Source organism: Bradyrhizobium sp. RDM12 (assembly GCF_051917485.1).
Taxonomy (GTDB): Bacteria; Pseudomonadota; Alphaproteobacteria; order Rhizobiales; family Xanthobacteraceae; genus Bradyrhizobium.
The window spans coordinates 2,486,974-2,510,871 of sequence record NZ_CM133064.1 but is presented as its reverse complement, the minus strand read 5'-3'; the positions used below and the strand labels follow the sequence as shown (position 1 = coordinate 2,510,871).

28 protein-coding genes and 3 pseudogenes are annotated in these 23,898 nt (G+C 56.5%); 6 read left to right on the top strand and 25 right to left on the bottom strand.

Features of this window, described 5'->3' with window-relative positions:
* Positions 1 to 97: 97 nt before the first annotated feature.
* Entirely contained in the window at positions 98 to 400 is a 303-nt protein-coding gene (locus ACTGJ9_RS12110; RefSeq protein ID WP_456677223.1) for a hypothetical protein, read from the bottom strand.
* A 648-nt stretch (positions 401 to 1,048) separates the two neighbouring features.
* Here ACTGJ9_RS12110 and ACTGJ9_RS12105 point away from each other — a divergent pair.
* On the top strand, positions 1,049 to 1,264 hold the full coding sequence (locus ACTGJ9_RS12105) for a hypothetical protein (RefSeq protein ID WP_456677222.1): 216 nt from the start codon (positions 1,049 to 1,051) through the stop codon (positions 1,262 to 1,264).
* 253 nt (positions 1,265 to 1,517) lie between these two features.
* On the opposite strand, the gene ACTGJ9_RS12100 is transcribed toward ACTGJ9_RS12105, so the two are convergent.
* The 4 genes and pseudogenes from ACTGJ9_RS12100 to ACTGJ9_RS12085 all read right to left on the bottom strand — a co-directional run bounded on the left by ACTGJ9_RS12100 (position 1,518) and on the right by ACTGJ9_RS12085 (position 5,216).
* A protein-coding gene (locus ACTGJ9_RS12100) for an IS3 family transposase (protein WP_456678506.1) occupies positions 1,518 to 2,650 on the bottom strand; the annotation gives its coding sequence in 2 pieces (ribosomal slippage) (positions 1,518 to 2,395 and positions 2,395 to 2,650; 1,134 coding nt in all).
* Positions 2,651 to 2,796: 146 nt separating this feature from the next.
* Positions 2,797 to 2,919 (bottom strand): hypothetical protein, encoded by a 123-nt coding sequence (locus tag ACTGJ9_RS12095; protein WP_456678793.1) that lies wholly within the window; start codon positions 2,917 to 2,919, stop codon positions 2,797 to 2,799.
* A gap of 23 nt (positions 2,920 to 2,942) precedes the next feature.
* Positions 2,943 to 3,149, bottom strand: a pseudogene (locus ACTGJ9_RS12090) (hypothetical protein); the annotation flags it as partial.
* A gap of 228 nt (positions 3,150 to 3,377) precedes the next feature.
* On the bottom strand, positions 3,378 to 5,216 hold the full coding sequence (locus ACTGJ9_RS12085; RefSeq protein ID WP_456677221.1) for a hypothetical protein: 1,839 nt from the start codon (positions 5,214 to 5,216) through the stop codon (positions 3,378 to 3,380).
* Positions 5,217 to 5,513: 297 nt separating this feature from the next.
* On the opposite strand from ACTGJ9_RS12085, the gene ACTGJ9_RS12080 reads away from it, so the two are divergent.
* Both ACTGJ9_RS12080 and ACTGJ9_RS12075 read left to right on the top strand, forming a co-directional pair.
* Positions 5,514 to 6,077 carry a hypothetical protein gene (locus ACTGJ9_RS12080; protein WP_456677220.1) on the top strand — a complete coding sequence of 188 codons (564 nt, stop codon included), beginning with the start codon at positions 5,514 to 5,516 and terminating at the stop codon, positions 6,075 to 6,077.
* 35 nt (positions 6,078 to 6,112) lie between these two features.
* Positions 6,113 to 6,481, top strand: a complete 369-nt coding sequence (locus tag ACTGJ9_RS12075; RefSeq protein WP_456677219.1) for a hypothetical protein — start codon at positions 6,113 to 6,115, stop codon at positions 6,479 to 6,481.
* An 8-nt stretch (positions 6,482 to 6,489) separates the two neighbouring features.
* Here the strand turns inward: ACTGJ9_RS12075 and ACTGJ9_RS12070 are convergent, their stop codons facing one another.
* Entirely contained in the window at positions 6,490 to 7,005 is a 516-nt protein-coding gene (locus ACTGJ9_RS12070; protein ID WP_456677218.1) for a hypothetical protein, read from the bottom strand.
* Between the two features lie 1,019 nt (positions 7,006 to 8,024).
* Entirely contained in the window at positions 8,025 to 8,573 is a 549-nt protein-coding gene (locus tag ACTGJ9_RS12065) for a hypothetical protein (protein ID WP_456677217.1), read from the bottom strand.
* A 142-nt stretch (positions 8,574 to 8,715) separates the two neighbouring features.
* Here ACTGJ9_RS12065 and ACTGJ9_RS12060 point away from each other — a divergent pair, with 142 nt between their 5' ends.
* From ACTGJ9_RS12060 to ACTGJ9_RS12050, 3 genes are read left to right on the top strand one after another with little or no spacing between them, the layout of a single operon-like run.
* On the top strand, positions 8,716 to 9,159 hold the full coding sequence (locus ACTGJ9_RS12060) for a hypothetical protein (protein ID WP_456677216.1): 444 nt from the start codon (positions 8,716 to 8,718) through the stop codon (positions 9,157 to 9,159).
* A 19-nt stretch (positions 9,160 to 9,178) separates the two neighbouring features.
* The gene (locus ACTGJ9_RS12055; protein WP_456677215.1) at positions 9,179 to 9,526 is read left to right on the top strand and encodes a hypothetical protein; all 348 of its coding nucleotides are present in this window, start codon (positions 9,179 to 9,181) and stop codon (positions 9,524 to 9,526) included.
* Positions 9,527 to 9,573: 47 nt separating this feature from the next.
* Entirely contained in the window at positions 9,574 to 10,089 is a 516-nt protein-coding gene (locus ACTGJ9_RS12050; protein ID WP_456677214.1) for a hypothetical protein, read from the top strand.
* Between the two features lie 307 nt (positions 10,090 to 10,396).
* Here the strand turns inward: ACTGJ9_RS12050 and ACTGJ9_RS12045 are convergent, their stop codons facing one another.
* The 18 genes and pseudogenes from ACTGJ9_RS12045 to ACTGJ9_RS11960 form a co-directional block, all read right to left on the bottom strand.
* Complete coding sequence (locus ACTGJ9_RS12045; protein ID WP_456677213.1) at positions 10,397 to 10,621, bottom strand: hypothetical protein; 225 nt, start codon at positions 10,619 to 10,621, stop codon at positions 10,397 to 10,399.
* Between the two features lie 955 nt (positions 10,622 to 11,576).
* Positions 11,577 to 12,176, bottom strand: a complete 600-nt coding sequence (locus ACTGJ9_RS12040; RefSeq protein WP_456677212.1) for a DUF4238 domain-containing protein — start codon at positions 12,174 to 12,176, stop codon at positions 11,577 to 11,579.
* Positions 12,177 to 12,397: 221 nt separating this feature from the next.
* A pseudogene (locus ACTGJ9_RS12035) lies at positions 12,398 to 12,502 on the bottom strand (hypothetical protein); the annotation flags it as partial.
* Between the two features lie 387 nt (positions 12,503 to 12,889).
* Entirely contained in the window at positions 12,890 to 14,173 is a 1,284-nt protein-coding gene (locus tag ACTGJ9_RS12030) for a DUF4062 domain-containing protein (RefSeq protein ID WP_456677211.1), read from the bottom strand.
* 127 nt (positions 14,174 to 14,300) lie between these two features.
* Positions 14,301 to 14,840 (bottom strand): hypothetical protein, encoded by a 540-nt coding sequence (locus ACTGJ9_RS12025; protein WP_456677210.1) that lies wholly within the window; start codon positions 14,838 to 14,840, stop codon positions 14,301 to 14,303.
* Positions 14,833 to 16,404: an IS66 family transposase gene (gene tnpC / locus ACTGJ9_RS12020; protein WP_456677209.1), complete on the bottom strand. Its 1,572-nt coding sequence runs from the start codon at positions 16,402 to 16,404 to the stop codon at positions 14,833 to 14,835. Before tnpC ends, ACTGJ9_RS12025 begins: the two co-directional genes overlap by 8 nt.
* Before the next feature lie 52 nt (positions 16,405 to 16,456).
* Positions 16,457 to 16,810 carry an IS66 family insertion sequence element accessory protein TnpB gene (tnpB, locus tag ACTGJ9_RS12015; RefSeq protein WP_456677208.1) on the bottom strand — a complete coding sequence of 118 codons (354 nt, stop codon included), beginning with the start codon at positions 16,808 to 16,810 and terminating at the stop codon, positions 16,457 to 16,459.
* A complete protein-coding gene (tnpA, locus tag ACTGJ9_RS12010) occupies positions 16,791 to 17,264 on the bottom strand; it encodes an IS66-like element accessory protein TnpA (RefSeq protein WP_456677207.1) in 474 nt (157 codons plus the stop codon). The genes tnpB and tnpA overlap by 20 nt, the downstream gene beginning before the upstream one ends.
* A 78-nt stretch (positions 17,265 to 17,342) precedes the next feature.
* On the bottom strand, positions 17,343 to 18,146 hold the full coding sequence (locus ACTGJ9_RS12005) for a hypothetical protein (protein ID WP_456677206.1): 804 nt from the start codon (positions 18,144 to 18,146) through the stop codon (positions 17,343 to 17,345).
* A gap of 156 nt (positions 18,147 to 18,302) precedes the next feature.
* Positions 18,303 to 19,187 carry an ImmA/IrrE family metallo-endopeptidase gene (locus tag ACTGJ9_RS12000; protein WP_456677205.1) on the bottom strand — a complete coding sequence of 295 codons (885 nt, stop codon included), beginning with the start codon at positions 19,185 to 19,187 and terminating at the stop codon, positions 18,303 to 18,305.
* Positions 19,184 to 19,507: a helix-turn-helix domain-containing protein gene (locus ACTGJ9_RS11995; RefSeq protein WP_247396089.1), complete on the bottom strand. Its 324-nt coding sequence runs from the start codon at positions 19,505 to 19,507 to the stop codon at positions 19,184 to 19,186. The genes ACTGJ9_RS12000 and ACTGJ9_RS11995 overlap by 4 nt, the downstream gene beginning before the upstream one ends.
* A 38-nt stretch (positions 19,508 to 19,545) precedes the next feature.
* The gene (locus tag ACTGJ9_RS11990; protein ID WP_456677204.1) at positions 19,546 to 20,112 is read right to left on the bottom strand and encodes a 3'-5' exonuclease; all 567 of its coding nucleotides are present in this window, start codon (positions 20,110 to 20,112) and stop codon (positions 19,546 to 19,548) included.
* Positions 20,109 to 21,270: pseudogene (locus tag ACTGJ9_RS11985) on the bottom strand (hypothetical protein). Before ACTGJ9_RS11985 ends, ACTGJ9_RS11990 begins: the two are co-directional and overlap by 4 nt.
* On the bottom strand, positions 21,270 to 22,172 hold the full coding sequence (locus tag ACTGJ9_RS11980) for an AAA family ATPase (protein WP_456677203.1): 903 nt from the start codon (positions 22,170 to 22,172) through the stop codon (positions 21,270 to 21,272). The pseudogene ACTGJ9_RS11985 and the gene ACTGJ9_RS11980 overlap by 1 nt, the downstream one beginning before the upstream one ends.
* Positions 22,169 to 22,534 carry an HORMA-1 domain-containing protein gene (locus ACTGJ9_RS11975; RefSeq protein WP_456677202.1) on the bottom strand — a complete coding sequence of 122 codons (366 nt, stop codon included), beginning with the start codon at positions 22,532 to 22,534 and terminating at the stop codon, positions 22,169 to 22,171. Before ACTGJ9_RS11975 ends, ACTGJ9_RS11980 begins: the two co-directional genes overlap by 4 nt.
* The gene (locus ACTGJ9_RS11970) at positions 22,494 to 22,673 is read right to left on the bottom strand and encodes an HORMA-1 domain-containing protein (protein WP_268738918.1); all 180 of its coding nucleotides are present in this window, start codon (positions 22,671 to 22,673) and stop codon (positions 22,494 to 22,496) included. The genes ACTGJ9_RS11975 and ACTGJ9_RS11970 overlap by 41 nt, the downstream gene beginning before the upstream one ends.
* Positions 22,670 to 23,071, bottom strand: a complete 402-nt coding sequence (locus tag ACTGJ9_RS11965; protein ID WP_456677201.1) for a hypothetical protein — start codon at positions 23,069 to 23,071, stop codon at positions 22,670 to 22,672. The genes ACTGJ9_RS11970 and ACTGJ9_RS11965 overlap by 4 nt, the downstream gene beginning before the upstream one ends.
* Positions 23,068 to 23,619: an SMODS domain-containing nucleotidyltransferase gene (locus ACTGJ9_RS11960; RefSeq protein WP_456677200.1), complete on the bottom strand. Its 552-nt coding sequence runs from the start codon at positions 23,617 to 23,619 to the stop codon at positions 23,068 to 23,070. Before ACTGJ9_RS11960 ends, ACTGJ9_RS11965 begins: the two co-directional genes overlap by 4 nt.
* Positions 23,620 to 23,898 lie beyond the last annotated feature (279 nt).

The window sequence follows — 23,898 nt, the reverse complement described above, 5'->3', positions numbered from 1 at the left end:
GCGCGCTTATGATTGAAGGGCGGAAGATCCCGCCCCTCAGGTGCGCCGCCGAGTGCGCATCGCTTGGCATGAGCGACTTGAGCGGGCCTGGCAGGGCTCAGGAAGATTCAGCAAACTTGATCTCTCCTAGGATTTCGTGATTGGCCTGATCTGACGCAGCAGTAACTCGGCATGTTCCTCGCGGCTCGCGCATGAAGCGCTCTTGATGTGCTTTGAAGGGCTCGAGCCGCTTCCTGATCTCATCGCGCTCGCTGCCGCCATAGTCGGGCAAGCTGAGGTCACTCGGCTCGACGACTTTTTTCCGCTCAGGCCTCGGTCGTTCGATCTCCACCTTCAGCGATTTGGCGAAAGCCATCGTTTCAGCGACGAGCGCGTCGAGTTCGCTCTTCCAATCATGCAACGCCCCCGTGTGGCACCGCCGCGATGGCGCGCCAATCCGTCATAAGCCAAGCTACGACTATCGAGGCCGACGCCGATCGCATCTAGGCCAGCCCAATCCTTATCCGCTTATCCCTGAAAAAGGCCGCCGACAATATCGCCGCCGGCCTTCCGGGTTCAAAACGCTTATCGTGAATAAATGCAGTCCAGCCCCGGTGGCAACGATCCTAGACTCAAAACGCGTCGTTTCCTAATTTAACGGTTGAGGAAGCTTAACGCAGCTCTTGCGGCCCTCGTTCAAGTCGGCGATCAGTACAGCGCAGGTGGATCAATACCTAACCCACGGTCGGGACACCGACGCGGCCATGGCTATGCTGCGGCAAATCAGTCGCGCGTTTGGATTTTAGATAGTTCTTTGCGACGGAGACGCGTCATGGAAGGCATCTCATGGGCCGATCTCGATAGGGATGAACAACGCGCCATTGCGATATTGGGAGCCGGTCTTTCCATTGAGCTGTGCAGCCCCCTTGCTCTCCTGACGCTAGGTCGGCTCGGTCCGACCATAGGGTCTCATTTGACGGCTGCTGGAGACAGTTTGCGAAGAGATGCCGTTTTGAAGGGTGTCGCTGGTAAGCGGGTCGGCGTCGGTCGATGACAAGAGGGGTTGGGGATGCCAAACGCAATCGAGCTGATTGTGGACGGTTACGTTCGCTTGAACAATCGGAGGGCTCTGGATGATCTCCGCATGCAGCGCTGGAAGCTGGCGGTGGACCTAAAGGCACGTGCAGGTTTTGATTTTCGGACGACCGTCCAGCAGATCGAGGAAGATATCGTCGTCGTGATCGAGGCTGGGCTGGCGCGGTTGGATGGCGCGGCGGCGAGCTAACTGTGCCAAGCTGTTCCCGTTCAGATACGGCATTCCTAGACGGAGCGGCAAACCGGAACGAACATCGCCGATAGCTGCCACGAAACCAATTTCCGTAGGCCACGAAATGATCCTGAAACAAAAGCCGTCAACGGTTCAAGGTTTTCGATAAGGCTTATTGCGGAGCTAAACCATGACCCGAGAAACGGATACAGAGCTGGTCCCGGTTGTCTGAACAGAATCTCCGCATCGATAAGTGGAGCGTCTGCCGGGGTTAGGCTGCCATGCGGAGCGGCAGCGGGGTGAAGTAGGCTTGATCCGGCGTGCTGCCGTCAAGACTCGAATGGGGACGCCTGCTGTTATAAAAGTCGAGATACCGACCGATCGAACTGCGCGCCTCGCTGACGCTATCACAGGCCCGCAGGTACACCTCCTCGTATTTGATGCTGCGCCAGAGCCGTTCGACAAACACGTTGTCCCGCCATGCGCCCTTGCCGTCCATGCTGATCGCGATGCCGTTGCAGGCGAGCACGCCGGTAAAAGCCTGTCCGGTGAACTGCGAGCCTTGGTCGGTGTTGAAGATGTCCGGCTTGCCGTGACGAGCCAAGGCATCCTCCAGCGTCTCGACGCAGAAGGCTGCTTCCATGGTGATCGACAGCCGCCACGACAGAACACGACGGGTTGCCCAATCGAGCACGACCGCGAGGTAGACAAAACCGCGCTCCATCGGGATGTAGGTGATGTCCATCGCCCAGACCTGGTTCGGTCGCGTGATCTCCATGCCGCGCAGCAGGTATGGATGGATCTTGTGGCCGGGCTCGGGTCTGCTGGTGCCCGGACGGCGATAGAGCGCCTCTATCCCCATCCGCCGCATCAGCGTCTTCACATGCCGACGGCCGATCTTGCACCCCTCGGCAGCCAGCAGGCCTTTCAGCATACGCGAACCGGCGAAGGGAAACTCCAGATGCAGCCGGTCGAGACGCCGCATGATCGCGAGATCGGCGTCCGGCACCGGGCGCGGCAGGTAATAAACGCTGCCGCGGCTGATCTTCAAAACTTCCGCCTGCCTGGTGATCGACAGATCGTGCTCACGGTCGATCATCGCTTTGCGCTCAGCAATCCCGCCTTGGTGAGCGCGCCTTCTAAAAAATCGTTCTCCAGCGTCAGCTCCCCGATCTTGGCATGCAGCGACTTCACATCGATCGCAGGCGCGGCGGGCGACATGCTGCCCGAGCCGAAAACCCCGGAAGCGCCACCCTCCAGCTGCGCCTTCCACGCCGTAATCTGATTGGGGTGGACGTCGAACTGCTCGGCAAGCTGAGCTATTGTCCGATCGCCCTTGACGGCGGCAAGCGCCACCTTCGCCCTGAAGGCCGGTGTGTGGTTCCGGCGTGCTCGTCTGCTCATCCTCGCTCCTGATTCGCAGGCACCAGCGTGCCCGCTGTCAGGCAGAAACTCCACTTATCGACCCGTTCAAATTTGCGGAGCCGGCTCTCTTGTACAGGGGCTATATATCTTCAACATCTTAACGGCCTGAGGCCGCTTTAAGTCGCTCACGCTTGCTCTTCGGTGGTCAGGATCACTGGCATCGCCTTCGGATGGATCGGCTCAACACGGCATTCGGCGTGGTCGAGAATAGCGGCTTGGTTGGTCGTGATGCTGTCGTGGTTGCGCATGGAGAGCACCAGCCGCCGACATACTCCACCTCGATCATTCGCTCCTTGGTGGTCCGTAGGCTGCGGAGATAATAGCCTTGTGCCTGAACGGCTGACTTGATTTCGTCGCTGACCTTGAGAACTCGTTTCCTGCTCTTACGCCACTTATGTGCAGAGTAAAGCACGGGTACGGCAGAGCCTGTACTTAGAACGAGCAAGTCGCGCTTGTCATTGCGATAGACATCAAACACGTTTCCCCCTGATCATATTGAACTAAGAATGAAATATGTTTCGGCCATTTCAATGGACGAGCTTAGTGTCTCGAATGGCTGCGCGGGTTGTAAATCTGCAACGCCAGCCGCGAATTATGCTAAGCGCCTGGTGGCCGAGCCTGGGCGTTGCGGATGCAGCGCTGCGGCGTCTCGCAGTGGCATCTGGACCCAGTCCGCGCTTGCGAGTGTGTCGAGAAAGGGCGCCTGTCAGGTCGCCGATCCGGCGGTTGTTGCCTTTGGTTCGAGGAGGTCAAGCGTGGCCGTCGGAGGCACCAAATCGAGACCAGATTGAAATGTCTTCACTAGCTGCTTCTTTTCTCTGTCGAACGATAGTGTGCCGATCAGAACCGCGTCAGCTACTTTCTGTTGCCTCTCAACTAGAGCGAGATAGTTTTTTCGTGCAAAGGAAATGACGGCCTTTCTCAGCGGATATTCGTCACGTCGGTGGTCTCGCTTTTCGCCGACGTTTAGACCAAGCACATTCAGGCAATAGCCAAGATAAGCGGCGTTCGCAAAATTGGGGTGCTCTTTAACCCCTTTGATTTCTTCGTACAGTAACCGCCGGACCTTGAAGAGCACGATCCTTCTCGTCTTGCCATCATCAGAATTGAATATCCTGCTCCACACTGAGCTGTACTGGATGGTCCATCCTTCAAATTCCTTGATTTTAACCCAACTTGCATAGCCGATGACCTCGGCAATCAATTGGGCGATTCTATCGTACTGATGTTCATACTGCCACTTGTACGACGGGCCGCGCCTCCGCAGCTTTGTTGTTTGAACCCCGCATTCTCCCATCGCTTCAATTGCGTCATCGATGAACCCTATAACGGCGCTAAGCCGGTCGTGTATGTCACTCTTTTCTTGGGGGCTGAGCGGGTCATTTAGTTTGTAGAGGTCCGAGCAGCCACGTTCGATGATGTGGAAGGCGCGAGCGAGTGCGTAGGAATGTCGGTAAAAATTGCCATTGCCAAGCGCTGCTTTGAACGTCGTTAGCGTCGCTCGCCGATAGGCTTCCAATTGCTGGCCGTCGAACTTCCATCTAACGTCGAGATCAACATCAAGGGGTGAATTTCCGTTAGCTGCTAGAGCCTCTACAAATTCAAAATTGCCAAAGATCGTGTTTGTAAACGGTCGCGCATAACCAAAATAGCCCGAGAAGTAGCCCGCGTCCTCGTGATACAGCATGGAATCCTTGTTCAGGATCGCTTCAGTCGCGAGAGACGACGCAAATTGCGACATGGGAACGTTGTATTGTTTTGTCTTAGCGACGGCGCGGAATAGAGCAATCGCCGTGTTCGGTGCGTTTCCTGCAACGTGCCGACAGAACCTTTTATTTCCAAGGATAAGCAGAAGATCGTGGGCGCAGTCTTCAGCTTCCGGTTCGTGTCCGCCATCACGGTGTTGACGGTTATGTCGATTGGATGCGACTGAAGCGAACTCTATGATCGGTTCTGCGGAGCGACGAAGTTCGTCCGCAACGATTGAGAGATCGCTATCGATGCCCTGCATGACGTACTGATAGACCGCGCCGGTGAAGCGATAGGCATTCCTTCTTCCGAACTTCGGCGGTCGGACGAAGGCGTACCAAAGCCATGTCATCGCGAGCGAGAGAAACAACAGGCCCAGTATGGATTGCCAGTAGGCCTGACTTAAAAGAAACCATGGGATTGGATAGCGCTGAGCAAACCACAAATCCGAAAGAAGTGCGGCAATGCCAATCGAGCCAGAACTCCAGTACGTTAATTGCCAGAGCGGGATCGGCGCAGTCTCAACGCGAAACTGGTAGCGCATTCCGCTGACTGTAAAAATTAGCACCAATAGCGCGAAAGCCTGTACGAATTCAGCGAAACCGAATATGCCGCCTTTACCCTCTGGCGGGATGACGAAGCAAATTCCGAGGGATCTCGCGTAGCACTCTTCCGTCGCCAGCAGCAGCGCAGCCGGGGAAGGCGGACGATGATAGATAGGCAATCCTACGAACAGCCACCCCGCGAGTGCGAGCAAGCCGACAATGGCAATTCTCTCGTCTGAAAAGTTTTTCATGTGACTAACTTGCGGCGGGAATGAGTTGGCCGTAGCGTCGCACAATGCAGGGTAGCAACGCGAGGATTGGAAGGCTTGTCCCGGTTATTCACAGCCTTTGCGCAGGCCTACTGCATCGCCCGCGCGGCGCCCGCGAGCGCCTCGATCCGTGCCCCGGCACTGCGGCCGTTTTCGTCGATGACCGTCGGCACAACCGGCGCGACCAAGCCGCATCCAACGACCGGCAACCGTCGAGACTGATATCGACGACCCGCAACATGTAATTGTTTCATGAAGATCACGTGTACGGAGTTTTTGGTGAGGCAGAAAGAGCGCGATCAACTCGAGAAGACATGCCAAACCATTGCAGGCACCCACCCGTATTTTCGAGACTGGCTGCAGGAAACTGCAGCCGAAAGCGCCAAGAGCATCGAAGAAGAACTTTCAGGTTTCCTAGGCGCTGTATGGAGTGACCGTAGAAAGGCTTTTGAATCCACCAAAGGCAAGCTACAGCCGCTGTTGTTGCTTTTTGATCTCGCGCTCCTGCAAGTTTGCGACATGTCCGTCTTTGGGCTCAACAACCAAGACCATAGAACGCGAATAATTTGGAAGGACTTGCCGTTATCGGAGCGACCAAACCCTAACGCTGTGTTTTACATAGTGACCTCAAACTTCGCCCAATCCATGCAAGCGTTCCGCCTTTTGATACTTCACGGCTTTGAAAGCCAAGCGCGTAGTACGTTCAGGGGCGTCGTCGAGATAGTTGATTTACTGACTGTCATACTGGCGAGCGAAACTACGTATCGTGAGTACATAAATCCTTCGAAGATGCTGGAGCTAACTATCAGCATTGGAGGAAACATCTTTCGCCCGCCGTCGTGAGAACCTTGCTCTCGAAGATTGAGGCTGCAGCGCCCATGAACATTCCGGTGAATATGACACCCGATGAAATCCGGCGTGACACGTATGCGTGGCTATCCAATTTCGTTCACATCAACTTTGTTGCTCACATCGTGTCTGCTCATCCTCAAGATTGGCAGGGTAATTCCCAACCCCTGGCGATGCTGGGGAACGTCGGCGAGATGTCGAAGGCCACACTCGCACACGCACTAATGTATCTGTGGATTAGCCTAGTGAGGCTGGATGAACTTCTCTGGGACAAGCACGGCTGGAGGGATTTTCGTCAAGGCCGTAGCCGCGATAGTCGCCACCGCTCGCTTGTTCTAAACGCCCTTTTTCATTCCATTCTCCCAACCTTCTGGGATCAGCGAGATTTGTCGCAGTGATCGCAGCGTCAACTTGTGAGGTTATCCCACTCGCGAGCAATCCACTGGCACATGTGCAGAAGCTGACGCAGGGCTTCATCTGCATTTGACGTGTGAATAGGACTGGCTCGGCCGTGGGTAGCATCATCTCGCCAGAGCGAAACGATGCTTGCAAACGTCGTCAGAGTGTTTCGCCTCTGCGCATCGGCTTGACCAACGATCATGTTCAACACCGCTTGGCGTCCTCGATTGCCGCGATATGCGTTTAGTACCCGTTCCGCGTCCCCTTCCTTGGTGATCGCAATCGCAAGCAAAACCGACTCGGCGGCTGCGCCGACCATCGCACAGCAAGCCAACCACCCTTCTGCATTTCGGCACTTGATCGCTTCCATGGCACGTTGATGAAATCCGCCGCCGAAAAGAGGCCGATAGCCGTTAAAGGTAGCTGCAAGGGAGCCCGGTTGCGCAATTAGGATAGTTGTATTGTCGAGGTACGCTAGAGCGGCCCGCCCCGCGACTGTGAGCGAATAACCGCCTTCCTCCACCGCTTGCTCACTCGACCTTCGGACCCGGGTCGAACAATTCCGCGCCTGCACAATTCCCAAGCTGCCTCGAAGAATATTGGCGACAGCTCTATAAGTCGGATCTCTATTATGTGAGGCTCATGAGGATGTCCGGCTGTAGATGAGGTCTGCTCTTCCGCTGATAGCGGCGCGTTGAGGGAACGCGAGAGGACGAATCCGCTCGGGACGAAGAAAAGCACCACGGGTGCCATGCCTGTCACGGCACTATCGTGGAAAATCCCGCCATGAAATCCGACCACCGAAACAGCCGCGAGACCACGCAGTGACTCAAGACGCGGGACAAATTGATTGGAGGGCACACCCTTGACACAGATCGGACGCGGCATCATTCCAAGTCTATCCTGTCGACTAAGGTGGCCCCTTGTTGTCCCCCTTAACAGGTATCGATCTAGGGCGTGTAAGTACAGCGGCGCCCAACACGAAGCAGAGCAGGCGGGGCAAGGCGTATGGGCGGGGAGCTACGTCGTGCCTTGGCTCTATCGGGCCTGCATCAGGCTAGGCGGTAAGCCCGGCGATTGTTCAGATGATGCGAACGCGCATCGCTAATTTGAAAATCGACTGCGTGTCAAACGCAGTACCAACCCTCACCGCGCCTTTTTAGACGGTCAAGTACGGGACCGTAACCCATTCCGCTTGCACTCGCATTCGTGGATCGCGCAATGCAGGCAAGCTCTTTACCGCCGAACAGAGCATTCATTATAGCCACACGCCAGTAGTCGTTTCCGTTGTAGCCACAACCGATCGGTTCGAGTACCACTGATTATCGGGAGATGTTTCGATTGCGTGGAGCATTGCTTCTTCGCGGTCCCACGTCTCAAAACCATTAAAGAACCATTCGACCCGCTTCTGCTCTTTGTTCCAAGCATATCCGATCCAAGGCTTCGGCGTAGTATCATTCAAAAGATCGCAGCCGACTAGAGAGAATGAAACTAAGAGCACAAGGAGTTGACGAACGTGCAGCATTAGCAATGATCCCTCGATCAGTTTTTGCAGGCAAGTTCTAAGTCCTCTAGATCACGGGGCTCGTCCTTCCCGCTGTCCTTCGAGCTTACGAACTTCATATTCACACGCGGCGGCACGGCGAAGTCTACGTCGAGAAATGCTGTACCCAATTTCATGCTGCTCTGAATCCGCTTCGCGGTTACTGCGCTGGAGATCAGAGCTGACACCAACACCCCGCTGCTCGGAGCCTTTGCGGCCATGGCGCTTACCTTCTGCGGGTCTGTGTTGCCGATGGACTTCAGTCGCAACCTCGCCTTAGGCGGCAGGCCCCAAATGACTTTGAACGTAGTGACCTCATAGCCCATCTGTTCGAGGAGAGGCAAAGCGTCGCCTACCTGTTGGGTGAACGAGTTGAACTCGGACATTAGTTTGCCGGTCGGATCGGACAGATCGGGAAGCGATAGGTCCGGCATTGACGGCAAAGAGACCGAGGGCATCGAAGGCATCATGTCACGCGCGGACTTGGTTATGCTGTCTAGCCTGCTAGGAGCGCTGTCTTCAGCCCGAACGGGCATGCCGACAAACATCCAACTGACTGCAAGCGAAGCAAATGCTGTGGATACAATTCGCATTGAAAGACCCCGGACCCTTTAGGCCGATAGAATATCAACCTGCGGATGCGCGCAATAGCGCCTTCGCCGAAAGTCTAGACCGTGAGAGGGCTTGGGGATGGCTGGCGTTTGGAGTGCGGTTGGCGTCTTTGTGCTTGGTGGTGTCGGCTGGGTAGTGACGTCGTTTGTCGCTCAGCCGTTTAGGCACTTCTTTGATCTGCGCAACGAAGTGATCCACAAGAGCGTGTTATACGACAACGTGAGGGCGGTGCAGAAAGTGAGTGCAGATGACGAAGTTGAGCAGGTCAGCTTGGATGAGGACGAGCTAGCCAGATTGCGTGAGGCTCAAGACACGTTCCGCGATCTCGCGGCTGGAATGCGGGCGTTCGCGCTGAATGAACCCTTCGCAGTGCGGCTTGTCGGTCTTTGGGAGTTTGATCCGATGGCGGCCAGCACCGCGCTTCTCGCGGTCTCAAACACGCTGCATCAATTTGGCGGGAATCGAGCCGCAGCGAAGAGCAAACTCGAAGCGGTTCTCCGCTTTAGGACCGTTGCTGAGTAGTCAGCATTTTGGAGGGAACATGGCGAAGAAGATGATGGGAAAGCGACCGCTTTGGTTCGGGCTCGTTCTCGTGTTGATCGGGCTGGGTGGTTTGGGCGTCGCGTTCTTTCACAAAGATACTGGCGCGGCTGTTGGCGGTACGCTGCTCGGCTTTATCATAGGCATGCTTGTCGCCTTCTTTGTCCAGGAAGCCGATCAGTGGAATCGATCAGCAATGACAGCCTCGGTTGCGGTGCTAACGGGGGCGGGTGTGGTTACACTCTTGCGCTACGGTGCGCCTGACCCGCAAGGGGTTTGGTTCTACCCGATAGGACTTATCATCGGCTTCGGATTCGGGACGATTTGGGATGTTATCGACCCGGCATAGTGGCAAGCGACGATTTGGCGGGAGGGCCTTCAGTGCGGCAACCAATCTTGACTGGTCTCGTTTTTGTGCTGTCGAGCGTCTGCGTGCACGCAGACGATGCGGCGCTTATCAACAAGGTCAAGTCAACTTGGCGAGCGCAAAGCGGCGAGACCGCCGAACAACTCTTTGCTAAGGTCTCGAAGGTCGCGCACTTCGTCCCCAGAGGCTGGGAGGTCGATAAGACTGGCGACGGTCAGGAAATCGTTACGTTCTCATGGGCCAGACACAGCAATGACAGATCGGGCGACGAATATACGATCTTCTGGGAATTGGCGTCTGACGGCACGACGACGCTCGCCCCGCCTTACGCAAAGCCGATGGAGCTGGGCTGGCAGCCCTTCGCGCTGTCATTGATAGGTACCGAGGTCACCGAGGAGAAGAGAAGCCGAGCCTCGGCTTTTTGCACGATCTCTCAAACTTCAACTTTGTTACCACCGCGCAAGGCAAGCTTGGGGACCTTCTTAAGCTTGGCCGGTGCGCTATCACCAATGATCCGGTTGCAGTTAGCTACGCCCCGAAACTAGATGACGAGAAGCCGGAGAGCGGAGACTTCTGGCATCTTCAAATGCAGGTAAACTGTGACATCGCGGGGCCACGGTATTTCACCCGAGGGGGAGTCGTTCTCTTCGACAAGCGACCGAAAGAAGACTGGCGCCCGTCCTCATTTTTTGCGCGGCGTATTGCCGCGAACGCCCCTGGACACTGGTTCGACCACGCAGACGCCCAAGAGCAGGAAACGTTCGATGCGGCCCGTAAGGCATTTGAACGTAATGGCATATCAACCCACGGGGCCGGTTCGCCATTTCCGAGGTAGCTTTGGGTGGGTCTGCGCTAGGCGGCCTCTTGGACGGCAGCATCCCTGCGGCTCAAGGTCCGAGTGATATATGCCGCGATAGCGTCAACCGCCTGCCGTTTCTCAGCCTGCATGTCGTAACGGTCATAGGTTTTTCCGCTGCCGACAATGGCGTGATGCGTCAGCGCCTCCGTCGTGTCACGCGGGATGCCCATCGCCCTTGCCAGGTCGTGGCTGACCGTCGCGCATCGTGCGGAGAGCATTCGGCCATTTTCAACTTTAGCCGAAGGCGGCAGGAGGCTTGCGACAGTGCGTGCCGATCAATCGGCTTGCCGAACAGACGCAATCAAAGACGCTTCCCATCGCATTCGTGACAACAGACGGCCTGGCAAAACGAATGGATCATGGGTGCATTAAGATCGCTGAGCGTGCTGGATTCATAGAACCGTTGACGAACTCCGCAAGTGGTGGGGTCGAAACAGTGACAGTGTCGTGGAATCCTACGCGCTGACTACTTTTGTCAGTAGAACTACCGCCGACTTTTTGATTAGCGGAACTCACATCGTCCGCGCACTTGCTAATTAGACTTCTCGCAACCTCCGTGATTATTTGCTGTGCACAATCGTCCAGGGGGCAACAATGACAAAATCGATCATCTTCGCTGCATTGCTAGTTCTCTTCGCTACGGGAGCGCAAGCGCAATACGTTGGGACGGGTTCGAATCCGAACACCCACAGTTCATCTGGCTATACTCGCAGCAACGGCACTTACGTACAGCCTTACACGGCGACCAATCCAAATAGCACTCAGCGAGACAATTACGGCACGTCTGGAAACTTCAATCCGAACAACGGGACGTTCGGTACGCGCACGCCGCACCGTTGATTCGATATGGAAACGCATGCTCGGAGGCCGCCTCAGTGGCGGGCCTCTTTGAATCCAGTTGAGATTATCCACATCCACCATAGCGAGTAGGCCGTGGGCGTTACCGCCCCCAAGAGATTGACAATTTGCGCCAACGAGCGCGGTGGTCTTCTCTGAAGTCGCCATGTCCACCAAGTCCCGCCAGTATCTGTTCGGCACGCAAATCAACATTTCGGCCGAACGCGCCAAAGGAAGCGCGCTAGCAGGCCGATAAGCTGGCCTGCGAAGCGTGGAACTGCCGAATGCTTGGCTACAAGGAACGTGCACAGCGGTGCCTTGGGCGCAAGCGTTAGATCAATCGCGCTCGCCAATGACTTTGCAGCGGACTACCTGAACCTCCTTAGCCAACTCGACCACGGAGTCTTGCGGGCCACTGCAATCAAGCACGTTGTACTTGAAGACCTTCCTACTCGAATACGCGGCACGATCGTACGCGATCATTGCAAGCTTCGGCCCAAGCGGCATTGTGAAGATCACGCCAGAGCTTTGGATGGCGAAATTTCGCTCATTCCATTTTTGCAGATGAAGTCGATTGGTCAAAACTGCTGGATTATCCGAAATGATAAAATCAGTCTGGGATTTGTTCTGAATGATTACCACCTTCAGGTCTTCGGCGTATTTGACGCAGTCAAAGGCTATCTTCAACGACATTTGGACAAGCTCACGATGCGAAAGATCGAGCTGATCCTTTTGCCCCTCATTGCCAAGGAACACTTTGTCCTTGAAATCTTCCATCTGGGATTGCTGTTCTTCGATTGCGGCTTCGGTACGTCTCCACTGGACCAGAAGAAACAGGAGCAGCAATTTGCTGTCTTCGTTGGGCAGACCGCCGCGTTCGAGTTTGCGTAAGATGGTAGCAAATTCGCCTTCGAGAGCGGCAAGCGCCTTCTCCACTTCACCGCCATCATCGTAAAAGGTCGCGCGCGGTCATCGCTTGATCGCCTTGATTGCTGCCACCGCCGCGAGCGCCGTGACCCGCAAGCATCTTGACGTCGTTCACCTTCGCGGGGAGTTGACGCCTTTGGGGAAGACGAGTCCCTTTCCGCCGGTTGCGCATAGAACCGCAAGTAGTTTTTCGAACACTGATGCTTAGCTGGCGCTCTGGGAATGACCACACCACGTGCGATATTGAAAAGACTGATCGACGCTCCGTTCCCGTCAAGGGTGAAAGGGCGCAACAGGCATCGCGGCACGAAATGTTGATTTTTATTATGCGGCATAAAGTGAATCGGATTGGCCAATTGCTGTCTTATAGCACGGCAAATGCCGCCGTAGCCGGTAGCTAGGGGCGGCCTACCGGCAAATCCGCCCTACCCTAATGTCCTCATGCGCATCGGAGATCACGAGCTTGACGCCGCGATCTGCGAATTCAGTTCTGAAAATGACCACAATGTCTTGTATCCCAAGGTGCAACTGCTCGCGCGACAGAATCGCCAGCATCAAAGCGACCGCCGTTATGCTAAATAAGTTCAAAGAGTTCGCACTGCGCTCAGGAAAGAAATGCCAGACGATCCTGAAAAGGCCATGGCACGGTTGCTTCAGGAAATGCTCAAGGTAGCCACTAGAAAGCATAACCAGCGGAGCGGCTAGCTAGCCAGCGTTGCGCGCTATTGCTGCGGACTTCCCGATTCCAGCCCAACGAACGCGCGAACGTGATCCAGGGAAACCTGTTCACGCTTGAGCTCTTCTTCCTGGTCACGGAACGGGGTCAGCGGCATACGCTGTGGTGTGACTAGCGACTTGCCGTCCAGAACCTGAGCAAGAGCTTTCGCGAGAGCCGCCACATCGGCCCAGCGGAAAAGCGTATGAAGCGCGCCCGCGACGAGATGCGTAGGGACTGTAACCGACTTATCCGCACCGCGGCTTTTGGGCGAACCACGGAGGACGACGATATCGTTTAGATTCAATCCTGTTCGCACCTTCTCAAGCTTCCGGATTTGGTCAAGCAACTCGGTCAGCAAGTCGTAAGCGAGCGTCTGCTTGAAGTTGCCTTCCGCCGGCACGTATTCCAACAGCAGATCTGAGCCCAAAGCCGCTTCGAGTCCCGCTTCGTTCAACGTCGTGTTTGGCGCAATCATCACCAAGAATACCAGCCGACTAAAGGTTTGATCCGGCAATTTGATTGAGCCGGTGAGATCCTCAGTTTTTAGGTCAATCTCCTTCGCAAGTTTCAGGATCGTGGGCGCCGGAATCATTGCCTTCTCGTTGATAACCGGCACGACATCCCGCAGGAGGGTGAGCAATTGATTTTGCAGTGCCTTGCGGCCGGCGGCGTGCCGGACGGATAAGCCGTTTAAGATCAGAGGATCGAGGACGTCGCGAATATCCGAGAACCGCGTGAACGGATGCACCCAGTTACCGACTGGCATAGCGCAGCGCCCCTTTACGGCCTCTGCCGTCTCCTTGTTCCGCGATATCTCATCGATAAACGAAACGATGAAATCGTTATCGCTTGCGAACTTGGTCGGCCGTGAAGCGATGTTCTTTCGAATTTCATCGTCCAGGTCAGCTATGCCCTCAAGGTACTTGGAGAGCTCCTTGGTGCTTTCCCGGTGAAGCCAGACTTCCTCGCGGACAAACGAGAGCAGCTTTATCTTTCCTTCCTGAGCCAATTCGTAGGCGGTGCGGTATTCTTGCTGCGTAATGCTGACGCGGTTGGGAGCGTCATACCATCCCCCGACGCGCGTGCCGACCAACAACAGGAAGAAATCGGCCTGTTGGATCGTGTCGAGGCAAGCCTGATAGGAGTGCTTGTCGAGCGGCTTAGTGAAGTCGTTATACTCCGAGGCCAGAACCCTGCACCCGCTCTCTTCCAAATGGTCCTTGATCGCGCTCCGCATGTCGCGGAAATCGTAAATCGTCGAAGAAATAAAGATCGTGGGACGGTCCATGGATCACGTGCTCAGCTTAGGTGGACGGCGGGCGGCGTTTGCTCCGCCACAACCGTAAATAACCCGCGATCGCCGTGCCATCAAGGAATGAGTGAACTTTACTTCTTCCGCGGTCAGAGGAATTGTACTAGGCGGCAGGAGCTGGATCGACAGCAGGGCCTTCATCGTTTGGCCGCGCGGGAAGAAGGATGTGTGCCCAATCGATTTCGACAAGCTCGGCCGGCAACGAAGCCTCGTAGTTGCGAAGAGCCGCGTGGCCTGGGTGGGAGTCCACCGCAAAGGCGACCAATGCCCGGGCCCGAGCGTCGTTACCGGCAGCACGGTTAACCTCGGCCACATAGAGCGACAGGGCAGCTTCAAGCAGGAGCCCAATCTTGGTCACGCTCGCTGTATGCCGTGTCTTGAAGTAGGTTTTGTGCAGTTCCTCTAACTGCGCCAACGTCCAATCAATCCGATAGCCCGCGATCAGATGGGCGACGAAGCTTTCGATAGTGGGCGCATCGAAATCGGCTCTATACTTTTCAAAGAGGGCCGGCCACTGTTTGCAGTTGTACTCAGGGCCTGCAAACTGATGGAAAAGGGTAAGCGCGATTTTCCTCGCACGTTGAGGCCTGCGCTTTTGACGGATGGCCTTCGTATCGGGGGGGCGTCTGGCCTGTTCAGGCAATGGCGGTTTTGGGGAAGTTGAAGGGCAGCAGGTCGGTGATATCGGCGTCGCCCGCGCGCTGAGGCAATTCGGTGAGAACGTGGCGCAACCAGGCTAACGGCTCGACGCGTGAGGCGCGGCAGGTCAGCATCAGGCTGTAGACGACGGCGCTGGCCCTGGCGCCTTCGACGGTGTCGCTGAACAGCCAGCTCTTTCTGCCAGTGGCAAAGATTCTGATATCACGCTCCAGGAGATTGTTGTCGATCGGCATCCTGCCGTCCTCGGCGTAGCGCGTCAGATATTCCCATTGGTTTCGGGTGTAGGATATGGCGTCGCCAAGCTTGCTGTCCGGCAAGACCTTCGGGGCGATTTGATCGAGCCATTCCTTGAGGGCGTTCAGGACGGGAATGCTGTGTTGCTGGCGGAAGCGGCGAATGCATTGATCTGGCGTTTCGCCTCTGTCTGGTTTTTCGTCCCGCGCCTGCCTTTCAACCCGGTAAAGCTGTTCGAAGAACCGCAGCGCCTGCTCGGGCGGACCGCCGCCTTTCTTCCTCGCCTTGAGGACATCGACAAAGCGTCGCCTGGAGTGGGCCATGCATCCAATGTGGGTTGCCCCTTCCAGCGTGCGCCAGGCGGTATAGCCGTCACTCATCACGATGCCACGGTAATCGCCGAGAAAGGCCTGCGGGTGGGTTTGGCCACGGCCTGGCTGATAATCGAGAAGCACGATGGGCTGGTCGCTGTCCTCGCCGCTGCGATAGGCCCACATATACGATGTGCTGGTGGCCTCTCTGTCCTTTTCCTTGAGGACCTGAACCGTCGTCTCGTCGCCATGGATGAGGGGCTGCGATCTGAGCCGCAGCTTCAGGGCGTCTGAGATGCGGGAGAGATGCTTCTCGCTTGAGCCGATCACCCAGTGGCCCAGAGCGCCGCGGCTGACCGGAACGCCGGCGCGTTCGAAGGCCTGCGCCAGGCGGTAGAGCGGCGTGCCATCGACATATTTATGAACCAGCGCGAACGCCAGCGTTGAGGCCGTGGCAACGCTGCCCGGCAGCGGCTGCGTCGGCATCGGCGCGGTCACGACAGGGGCGTTGATCCCAGTGCGATCGCAATGGCGGCACGCATATTTGAAGCGTACGTTCTGTAAAACCTTCGCCTTCACCTCGATATGAAGTTGCTCGGTGACAGCCTCGCCCATGCGATGCATCTGGCCACGGCAACAAGGACACGCCTTCTGATCGTCGGGCAGATCATACTCGACGCGCTCACGCGGCAGGTTCGCTGGCAGCGGCCTGCGGCCGCGCTTCTTTCCCGTTGTGTTTTCGACGGGTGGCAAGCCCGTGTCCGGAAGTTCGGCGATATTGTTCTTTTCACTGCCGGCGTCATCCTCATCGGCGGCCTGCTCGGCTTCATTGAAGAGACGATCGACGTGCTTTTCGCTGCGTGGCGCAAAACGATGCAGGCGTGCCAGCGCCAGTTCTTCCTCGAGTTTGACGACGCGGTCGGCGAGTTGATGGTTCTCCGCCTGCAGCGCGGCAATGCGCGCCAACAGCACTTCAACACTCGGATCGCCGGTTCGATTCATCGGATTCTTGAATCTGAACCGTACCGACGCGTCAACCACTCAACTCGAGAGCTCAGCCGGCAACCTGATATTGCCGCACCGGATGGCGGACCATCGCGTCGATATCGATGCCGTCAAGGATCCAGTGCAATTGCTCGGTCGTCAGCGTGACGACCGCCTCCCGGCGGCGCGGCCATCGGAACTTGTCTTCGGTCAGCCGCTTCAGGACCAGCACAAAGCCGGACCGGTCGAAGAACAGCAACTTCATCCGGTCGCAACGGCGATTGCAGAACGCAAAAACCGCCGGAGCAAACGGATCGAGTGCCATCGTCTCCTGGACCAGAACCGCAAGGCTGTTGATGCCAGCCCGGAAGTCGATCGGCTCACGGTGCAGATAGACCTGCAGGTCACCGCCCAGTCTGAACATGGCTCAGTGCTCCGATGATCGCCGTCAATGCATCTACATCGCCGCATTCCAGCGCGAGCTTCACGCCGTTCGGCAGGGACGCGCTCACTTTGGCCGGAGAGCAAAAAGCTGCAGTCCGTTTGGATTCCGAATCACGCACTTCATCGCAAGTCGCCGGCAAATCCACCGTCGCCACGCTGCTCTGCCGCGACAGGGCCCGATCGGCAGTCCTCTCAAGCTGAACCGGGATGAACGCCGGTGGTGAAGACGGCGGCAGCGACCTGGTCGCCGTCCACTTCTTGATCCACTTCCGAAGAAGGTTCGCATTGATCCCATGTTCGAGCGCAAGCCTCGATACCGAAACCCCAGGTTCAAGGCAGGCCGCGACAAGACGGTCCTTCGACGTGGGGTCGTATCGCCGGCGCCCATTCCGGCCAACAAGCCTGACCCGCAGTTTCTGATTATCGTCTGCCATCACAAGGTGTCCACCTAATTTGGTGGACACCTGATGCATCACAGCACTCAACCGCAAAAGGTGCGGGGAAATTCGCGCTTACGGAAAAGGAAGTATAGCGTCAACATCGGAAGCCGCTGGCTCGGCTTGCTGAAGCGCACTAGGAAGATCGGGCCGACCTATCGGTCCCTGCGCACCGGCTGCCTCCTCCCGGAAGAATGACGGCGCGACATGGGCCATGGCGAAATCACGGAAACGGCGCGCCAGCGCAACATGCTCGTTAGAGAGAACCGCGTCTCGGACACCAGCGGCGACTTCGTCTGATGCATCCTTCAGGGCTTGGTCAATCTTGTTTCGCTTGCGCGGGTCGTAGTCACTCCACTCGGCTACATGACCGTCAAAACCTTGCGCGAGAGATTCTATCGACGTCACGAACAGCGTGTAAGCCAGATTGAGGTCGTCCGCCAAGCGATGTGAACCGATCACGAACTGCCTGATGGCGCGCATGGCTCCGACAAAAGTCTCACGCTCGAGCCCGATTAGTTGTGTGATGAATGCAGCTAGCGCCGCGGCTTCGCCATCCTTGGCGTGGACGTCCTTGTCGAACATGCGGCGGATGAACCGGCTTGGTACCGCTTCGATGCCGAGGCTCGGCCGTTCGGCGAGGAGAAGGCGCCGCGTGAGGTCGGAATCGGGAGTGCAGGTAACATTTAGGAAGAAGGAGATAACGGCGGCAAAGTCATTCAGGAGGTCATCTCCAGTTGTCGCAATAAAAACACCCGGCTTGGGTCCGTCGGGATACTTCTCCTGTTTCTCCAGCATCTCGCATGTGAGCGTCGCAAGCGAGTGAAGGCCGGTCGAAGGAAGAATTGACCCTACGAGCGTGATGATCTTCTCGCTCATAAGTTGTCAAGAGGTCGCGACGTTCGCTGTCCAGCATCTCGGACTGACGTTCCGGGCGAAACCCGAGGAAACACGTGTTCTTGACTTGGTGGCCGCTCTTCCAGGCAAAAAATGCAACGCATAACGTACCCTCGATACGCGGTGATTGATGCTTCTCTAGGTTGTCCGCTTTTGCGCCGCGAACCCAGAGAATGAGCCGCCGAAGCGATCCTCGAACGGCGGAGGATCGTTGGGAAGCAAAAGAAGCGAAATTGCGAATTCATACTGCTCAGAGAGGACGGTTATTTCAACGACCGGTTCCGGAAACCAAACACCCCCGTCGTGTTGCCGCGTGGCCTGCCGTTCGGCGCTCGATGGTTGAGCAGCCAACGACGCAGCCGGAATGGCGATCGGCCCCGCCGATGTACGGAAATACGCGCCTGTCCGCAGCGCCCTTGCGCTGGAGCGAGCCCAAAGAATGAAGCCGTCCCTCGACACAACAAGAACAGCGCGCTTTTCGGTATAGGAAAGCCAGCGCAGCGCAGCTGCAATCAGCGACACGCGGTACCTGTCCGCACAGTCGGAAATAGCGTCTAGGTCAATTGTGGAATCGGGTGGAACAAGCCGGCGAAAATCGTCGAGCGGCATAAGCAAATTGGCGGCAAAAACGTTGGCTTGGTGCTCGACTTGGCCGTATTCGGAATCCCACTGAACGAAATCGAGCTCGCCACATCTGATACCGTCGGGATAAGAAAGGCGGTGCAGGAGGTAATGGCCGAATTCATGCGCAAGCGTAAAATTAATTCGGCCGGTCGATCGTATCTGGTTGTTGTAAAAGATGCCCCATCCTTTCTTGCCCGCCGGAGCCTTGTATAGAGCGCCATCGAAGCCGGGCAGACTGTCCCCGACTATCCTTAAAATCGGGTCATGGGGGAATTTTTGAGCGCTATATTCCTGGGCGACGGCAGTGACGTTAATTGGAAAGTGTTCTGCTCCCAAGACCGCATTCAAAACGTGGGTGATCTCGAAAGCCCAACGCTCGGGAGAGAACGGCGAGGTCATGAGTCATCGCCCCAAAGCTTTACCATCTTTCGTATCTTTGCCTTGGTCGCATCATCCATTTGCCGGTACTGGCGATAGAATTTGGCGTCTGCGGCATCTTCGGTGGAGAGAGCCTCTCCTTCATCGAGAAGGTACTCTATCGTTGTATCAAGCTGATGCGCTATTTTCGCGAGCTTGTCCGCAGATGGTCGAGGTGGGTTCTTATTTTCTAGCTCCCAAATGTAACTCTTACTCGACTCTGAAAGCTCGGCGAGCTTGTCGAGGCTGAAGCCCTTCTCTTTTCGAAGGCGGCGGATTTTGTCTCCGAGCGCTGTGGACATCTGTGTCTCTCCTTTATGAGTAACAATTGGAGTGACTGTCAGGCATTATCTGCCCGCCGAGATACCAACTTCTTACGAATGAGACGAAACAGTTCAGCTTGATATTGAGCATCGTGCAAGGCGTCGTGATCCGATTTAGACTTTGGGTTTAGCTTCTTATCAATTGCACTAGAGCGCGTATCCCGCCATGTACATCCGGTGGCGCCCATATAATAGGCCTTGATGTCGAGCGCGGTAAATCCGAAAGGATTCCTCCCAAGAAATTTGTGGAAATAGTAGTTTACGAAGGACCAATCGAACGGTGCGTTGAAGCCTACGAACACCGCCGTATCACCCTCGCGCACAAAGCTTTCGATCCACGCCGCAAACTTTGCCATCGCCTCCTTTGGGGGAATACCCGTCTTGGCTAATTTCTCCAGCGAGAAACCGCCAACTTCCAAAGCCTTGGGGTCGGCATTTCTGTTGATCGGTTGTAGTTCACAGGAAAATGCACGCGTCGGCTCGTCCACGTCGCAGGCACCGATTGACAGAAGGCTGTATTCTCCCGGTATTGGGCCGGCCGCCTCAACGTCAATCGAAATGAATATTTCGCGTTTGGAGTTCATGAGATTAGGGGCTCTGTGGCGACAAGGGGTGGTCGACTTTGGATCGCAGCCCAATGCTCTCGAAACGCTCGCCGCCGCTCCTCGATCGTTCCTTTCGTCTTCCAATGCAGGCCCGCAAAGGTGTGGATGTCGAACGGATGAGCGCTCCCTTCCTTGACGGTCAGCATTGTCGGAAGGCTCCGACCAAAGGCATAGCCAAGCTCTAAAAAGCAATTGGGTCGCATTCCCGTAATGTCGGCTAGGACGACCCGGCTCCTGTGCAGCTTAGCAAAGATTTCCTGATCGATGCGCGCGTGCTCGTACTTTTGCTGACCATCCACGACAACCATACGATAACCCAGTTCTCCCTCAATTACCGGCTGCACCACCACCTGGAAAAACGCCTCTACATCGGCCCAGTCCTCATGGTCCGGATTCAAAAGTCGAACGACGAACGCGGGCGGCGGTTCCAGATTTTCCAGAAGGTCTATGATGCCTTTAACCTGATCGGCCGTATCGGTACGCGCCGTGAAATTGATGCGATTCATCCAGGTGTGAGCGGTTTGAGCCACAGTTCGAAAGAGGCGCGGAGCCTGACTGCTTGACAGACCTAAGGTGAAAAGCCGGCGCGAGCCCTGATCCGCCGGTGTGACCTTGCAGCCGAGGGGCACAACTGGCTTTCCTGCGTCGTGATACAGGTTTGCGAGGAACAACACCCTCAGAACCACCGACAGTAAGGAGGATGTCGCCCCAGCGCGCCTGTGCCTCCATCCGTTTGCTGTTCATATTCCAATGGGACACGTTCTCGATCTGGATGAGATCTGAAGAACGCAATTTATCCCACAGGCCCTGAAATTCCGCGGGGATCTGCTCTTCCGTTTTATGGTGCTGCACGGCAACGAGGAGGGGATTTGGAGCACCGGTCGGGCGACGGGCGAGATTCTTGTGTATTGTCTCCAAGATCAGCCAATCGAAGCAGATCGGCTTGCTGTCGACAGGCCGGACCTTCTCCCCGTCAACGGGTAGCGCGAAGGTTACCCCTCGCGCGACGAGTTCCCGGACAACGCCCTGTAGCAATTCGCGGGCCTGAGCGACGTCTGCCGTGGCGGCGTGAGCTAACTCCAGTGACACGCTGCCCGCGATGTGGATGCGGCGTCCAAACAGAGGCGATTTGACCATCAGCAATCCTCCAATGTCGGCGATGCCTTCATGACCAGAACAACAGACTTGAGATGCTCGAACGAGAGCGGGCGATCTGGAAAGGCGAGCGCCAACGCACTTGGATAAAGGCGGGTGCGAATATCGGAGTACGTCCACGACGGCTGACCATTCTTTGCTTCAGTCGCGACTACCAGTTGCGCGATTTGACTTTCCGGCAGGCCAAGGGCTGCCAAATCGAGCTTGAATAGCTGCCTGCGTTCTTCAGCCGTCGGCCTCTTGAATTCCTCGACAATGGCCGCGCGTCTTTGCAGAGCGGGATCAAGGATCGAAAGCCTGTTTGTGCAAAGGAAGGTGACGACACGGCCACCAAACCTGCGTAGATCGTCGATACCTTGTATGAGCGTGTTGACGGCAACTTTATCTTCGTGGTGGCTATTGTCCTGAGACCGAGAAGCCGCCAGTGAGTCGCCCTCGTCGATAATAAGGATGGCGCGCCGCCCGCGGCCCGCGGATTGGGTCACGCGGTGGAACGCTTCCGAAAGGTGCGTGCCCATCTCTCCGACCTTGCCGCTTCCGCGAACGCGGTTGCTGAGCTTGAACAAGATCGAATCATCCGCACGAGCCTCTGCAACAATGCGGTTGGCCAGGCATTCGGCATTGGCCGTTTTTCCTGTACCCACGTCGCCGTGAAAGATGGCGAGGGGATACTGTTCGGCGACAAGTTCAGTCAGCAGCAACTTGCCGCCGTGGTGCTTCTTGTTCCAGGCACCGATTTCATCGAGGCTCAAAAGGAGGCGAAGCTGATTGTGAACGCGCTTGTACCGCTCCTCAAATCCGAGCAGCGTCTTCGCTTTGGCGGTTAGTGCAGGGTCCGGAAGCGGAGTTTCGTTGTCGAAGACTTTGGGAGCCGGCTGGTTCATGAGGCAAAGTCCTTTCGCTGCATACCGAATGCGTTGCTGGCATAGTCGCGGTTGCCCGCCGACTTCAGCGTCGCATGGCTGGTGTCGTCGCTTGTTGGACTCCAGTTGATCTTCAGCTTGGAGCTCATCGCGGCGCGCTCGGGGAACGTGTAATCGTCGGTGTGGAACAGAACGATACGCAAGTACGGATTGGCGACCTTGGGCCGCCACATGACCCCGCCGGGTCGGCTCATGGTGAGATCGCCCGAGGCAGTGTTGACGGTGTATTGCACCGCGCACACCTCCTGCGTGAAGTCGCGGAGCAAGGTGATGTCAACCTTTTCAGGAACCCCTTCTTGGCGAGGGCCTCGCATCGTGGGCATACTCGCGCGCCTTGGCTTCGGTGATGGCGCCGGAGCTCTGGGCGATCATGACGAGATCGGCCGTAAACCTCCGCGCCACCGCCTCGACGTCGGCGTTGGTGTAAGAATACGTCTGACTGGCAGTTGCAGAGTGGGTCATGCAGGTTCCTCGATCTTGAAGCGGGGTCCAAAGATTTCCTTCCACACCTCGGTGTCATCCTCTGCCGAAGCAAAGTGCGCGGCTTCCCAGGCGTTCTGCGCGGCTGCCACAATCACCTGCCGCTCGGCCTCGGTGATGCGGCTAGCGACGTTGTTCAGGCTGTAGACCGGATCGATAATCACGACAGGGTCGTTGAACGTGCCGAACGGCGGCGTGTTCTCGGCGAACTGGATGCGCTCCGTCAGCCCGGATTGCGCGATGTAGAGAAGGATGCGCCGGAACCGCTGCTCAATCGATCCGGTGTTGCCTTCCGTGTCGAGCAGGTGCGCGACGAGCAGCTCGATGATGAAGGATTTGAGCGGTTTCAGCTCGGCGTGATTGCGCCACTTCTTCGTCAAGCGGACCAACGTGCGAAAGTCCTTGTCCTTGTTCTTCCGGTCGCGCACGAACTTGATCTGCAGGGAGCGCAGGTCTGGAGCTTCGAGCCGTCCTGCAAATCGAACTGCCAGCCGTAACTGGCGCGCTGCGAGTCTTCAATGACGGGGACGATGTCCACGCTCAGGCCCGTGCCGACGAACGAGACCGTTGCGGCCTTGCGCTGGATCTCGAAGTCCTCGACATCCTTGTTGGGATAGATCTCGACCAGCAGCTTGTAGATGGTGTCGTTCAGACCCTGGAGCGTCTCATGGTCGATGCTCCGGCCCGAGATGTAGAACACGACATCGACGTCGACCGGGTCGGTCGAGGTCTTCCGCAGGATCGTGAACTTTGCGAAGGAGCCCGCCTTGACGACCTTCGTGATCTTGATCGCTGTCTTCTCGCGTACCGTGCGGCTGAGTTCGGTGATCAGGCGGTCAACCTGCTCGTGATATTCCTTGCGCTTGTCGGCCGGCAGGCGCAGCACGTTGAAGTCGTAATACTGAAGTTCTGTGTTGTTCAGGGGCACGGGGAGGCTCCTCTAAAGAGTTACAAAAAGTTCGGAATAGCGAACACCGTGACCGAGTCTTTAGGAAAATTCAAGGCGCAAAAGTGCGCCTATTCCGAACATTCACAGGAGATTTTCGACGTTCGTCATGCGCCAGACGCGCGCCATGTAGAAAACTGCAACGCTCGGCAACCAATCAGAAGAGCGCCTGTAAGACCTTGATATTGCGATGTAAAAGCACAGGGATTCCGGGTAACGTGTGGAAATCCCTTACGCCACATGAAAAAAGCCGCTGAAGGC

Excerpts from the sequence above, each read along its gene's own strand:
- ACTGJ9_RS12105 (WP_456677222.1), top strand. The coding sequence starts at position 1,049 with ATGCCAAACGCAATCGAGCTGATTGTGGACGGTTACGTTCGCTTGAAC.
- ACTGJ9_RS12095 (WP_456678793.1), bottom strand. The coding sequence starts at position 2,919 with ATGCGCAACCACGACAGCATCACGACCAACCAAGCCGCTATTCTCGAC.
- ACTGJ9_RS12085 (WP_456677221.1), bottom strand. The coding sequence starts at position 5,216 with ATGAAAAACTTTTCAGACGAGAGAATTGCCATTGTCGGCTTGCTCGCA.
- ACTGJ9_RS12075 (WP_456677219.1), top strand. The coding sequence starts at position 6,113 with ATGAACATTCCGGTGAATATGACACCCGATGAAATCCGGCGTGACACG.
- ACTGJ9_RS12065 (WP_456677217.1), bottom strand. The coding sequence starts at position 8,573 with ATGTTTGTCGGCATGCCCGTTCGGGCTGAAGACAGCGCTCCTAGCAGG.
- ACTGJ9_RS12060 (WP_456677216.1), top strand. The coding sequence starts at position 8,716 with ATGGCTGGCGTTTGGAGTGCGGTTGGCGTCTTTGTGCTTGGTGGTGTC.
- ACTGJ9_RS12055 (WP_456677215.1), top strand. The coding sequence starts at position 9,179 with ATGGCGAAGAAGATGATGGGAAAGCGACCGCTTTGGTTCGGGCTCGTT.
- ACTGJ9_RS12045 (WP_456677213.1), bottom strand. The coding sequence starts at position 10,621 with ATGCTCTCCGCACGATGCGCGACGGTCAGCCACGACCTGGCAAGGGCG.
- ACTGJ9_RS12030 (WP_456677211.1), bottom strand. The coding sequence starts at position 14,173 with ATGGACCGTCCCACGATCTTTATTTCTTCGACGATTTACGATTTCCGC.
- tnpC (WP_456677209.1), bottom strand. The coding sequence starts at position 16,404 with ATGAATCGAACCGGCGATCCGAGTGTTGAAGTGCTGTTGGCGCGCATT.
- tnpB (WP_456677208.1), bottom strand. The coding sequence starts at position 16,810 with ATGTTCAGACTGGGCGGTGACCTGCAGGTCTATCTGCACCGTGAGCCG.
- tnpA (WP_456677207.1), bottom strand. The coding sequence starts at position 17,264 with ATGGCAGACGATAATCAGAAACTGCGGGTCAGGCTTGTTGGCCGGAAT.
- ACTGJ9_RS12005 (WP_456677206.1), bottom strand. The coding sequence starts at position 18,146 with ATGAGCGAGAAGATCATCACGCTCGTAGGGTCAATTCTTCCTTCGACC.
- ACTGJ9_RS12000 (WP_456677205.1), bottom strand. The coding sequence starts at position 19,187 with ATGACCTCGCCGTTCTCTCCCGAGCGTTGGGCTTTCGAGATCACCCAC.
- ACTGJ9_RS11995 (WP_247396089.1), bottom strand. The coding sequence starts at position 19,507 with ATGTCCACAGCGCTCGGAGACAAAATCCGCCGCCTTCGAAAAGAGAAG.
- ACTGJ9_RS11990 (WP_456677204.1), bottom strand. The coding sequence starts at position 20,112 with ATGAACTCCAAACGCGAAATATTCATTTCGATTGACGTTGAGGCGGCC.
- ACTGJ9_RS11980 (WP_456677203.1), bottom strand. The coding sequence starts at position 22,172 with ATGAACCAGCCGGCTCCCAAAGTCTTCGACAACGAAACTCCGCTTCCG.
- ACTGJ9_RS11975 (WP_456677202.1), bottom strand. The coding sequence starts at position 22,534 with ATGCCCACGATGCGAGGCCCTCGCCAAGAAGGGGTTCCTGAAAAGGTT.
- ACTGJ9_RS11970 (WP_268738918.1), bottom strand. The coding sequence starts at position 22,673 with ATGACCCACTCTGCAACTGCCAGTCAGACGTATTCTTACACCAACGCC.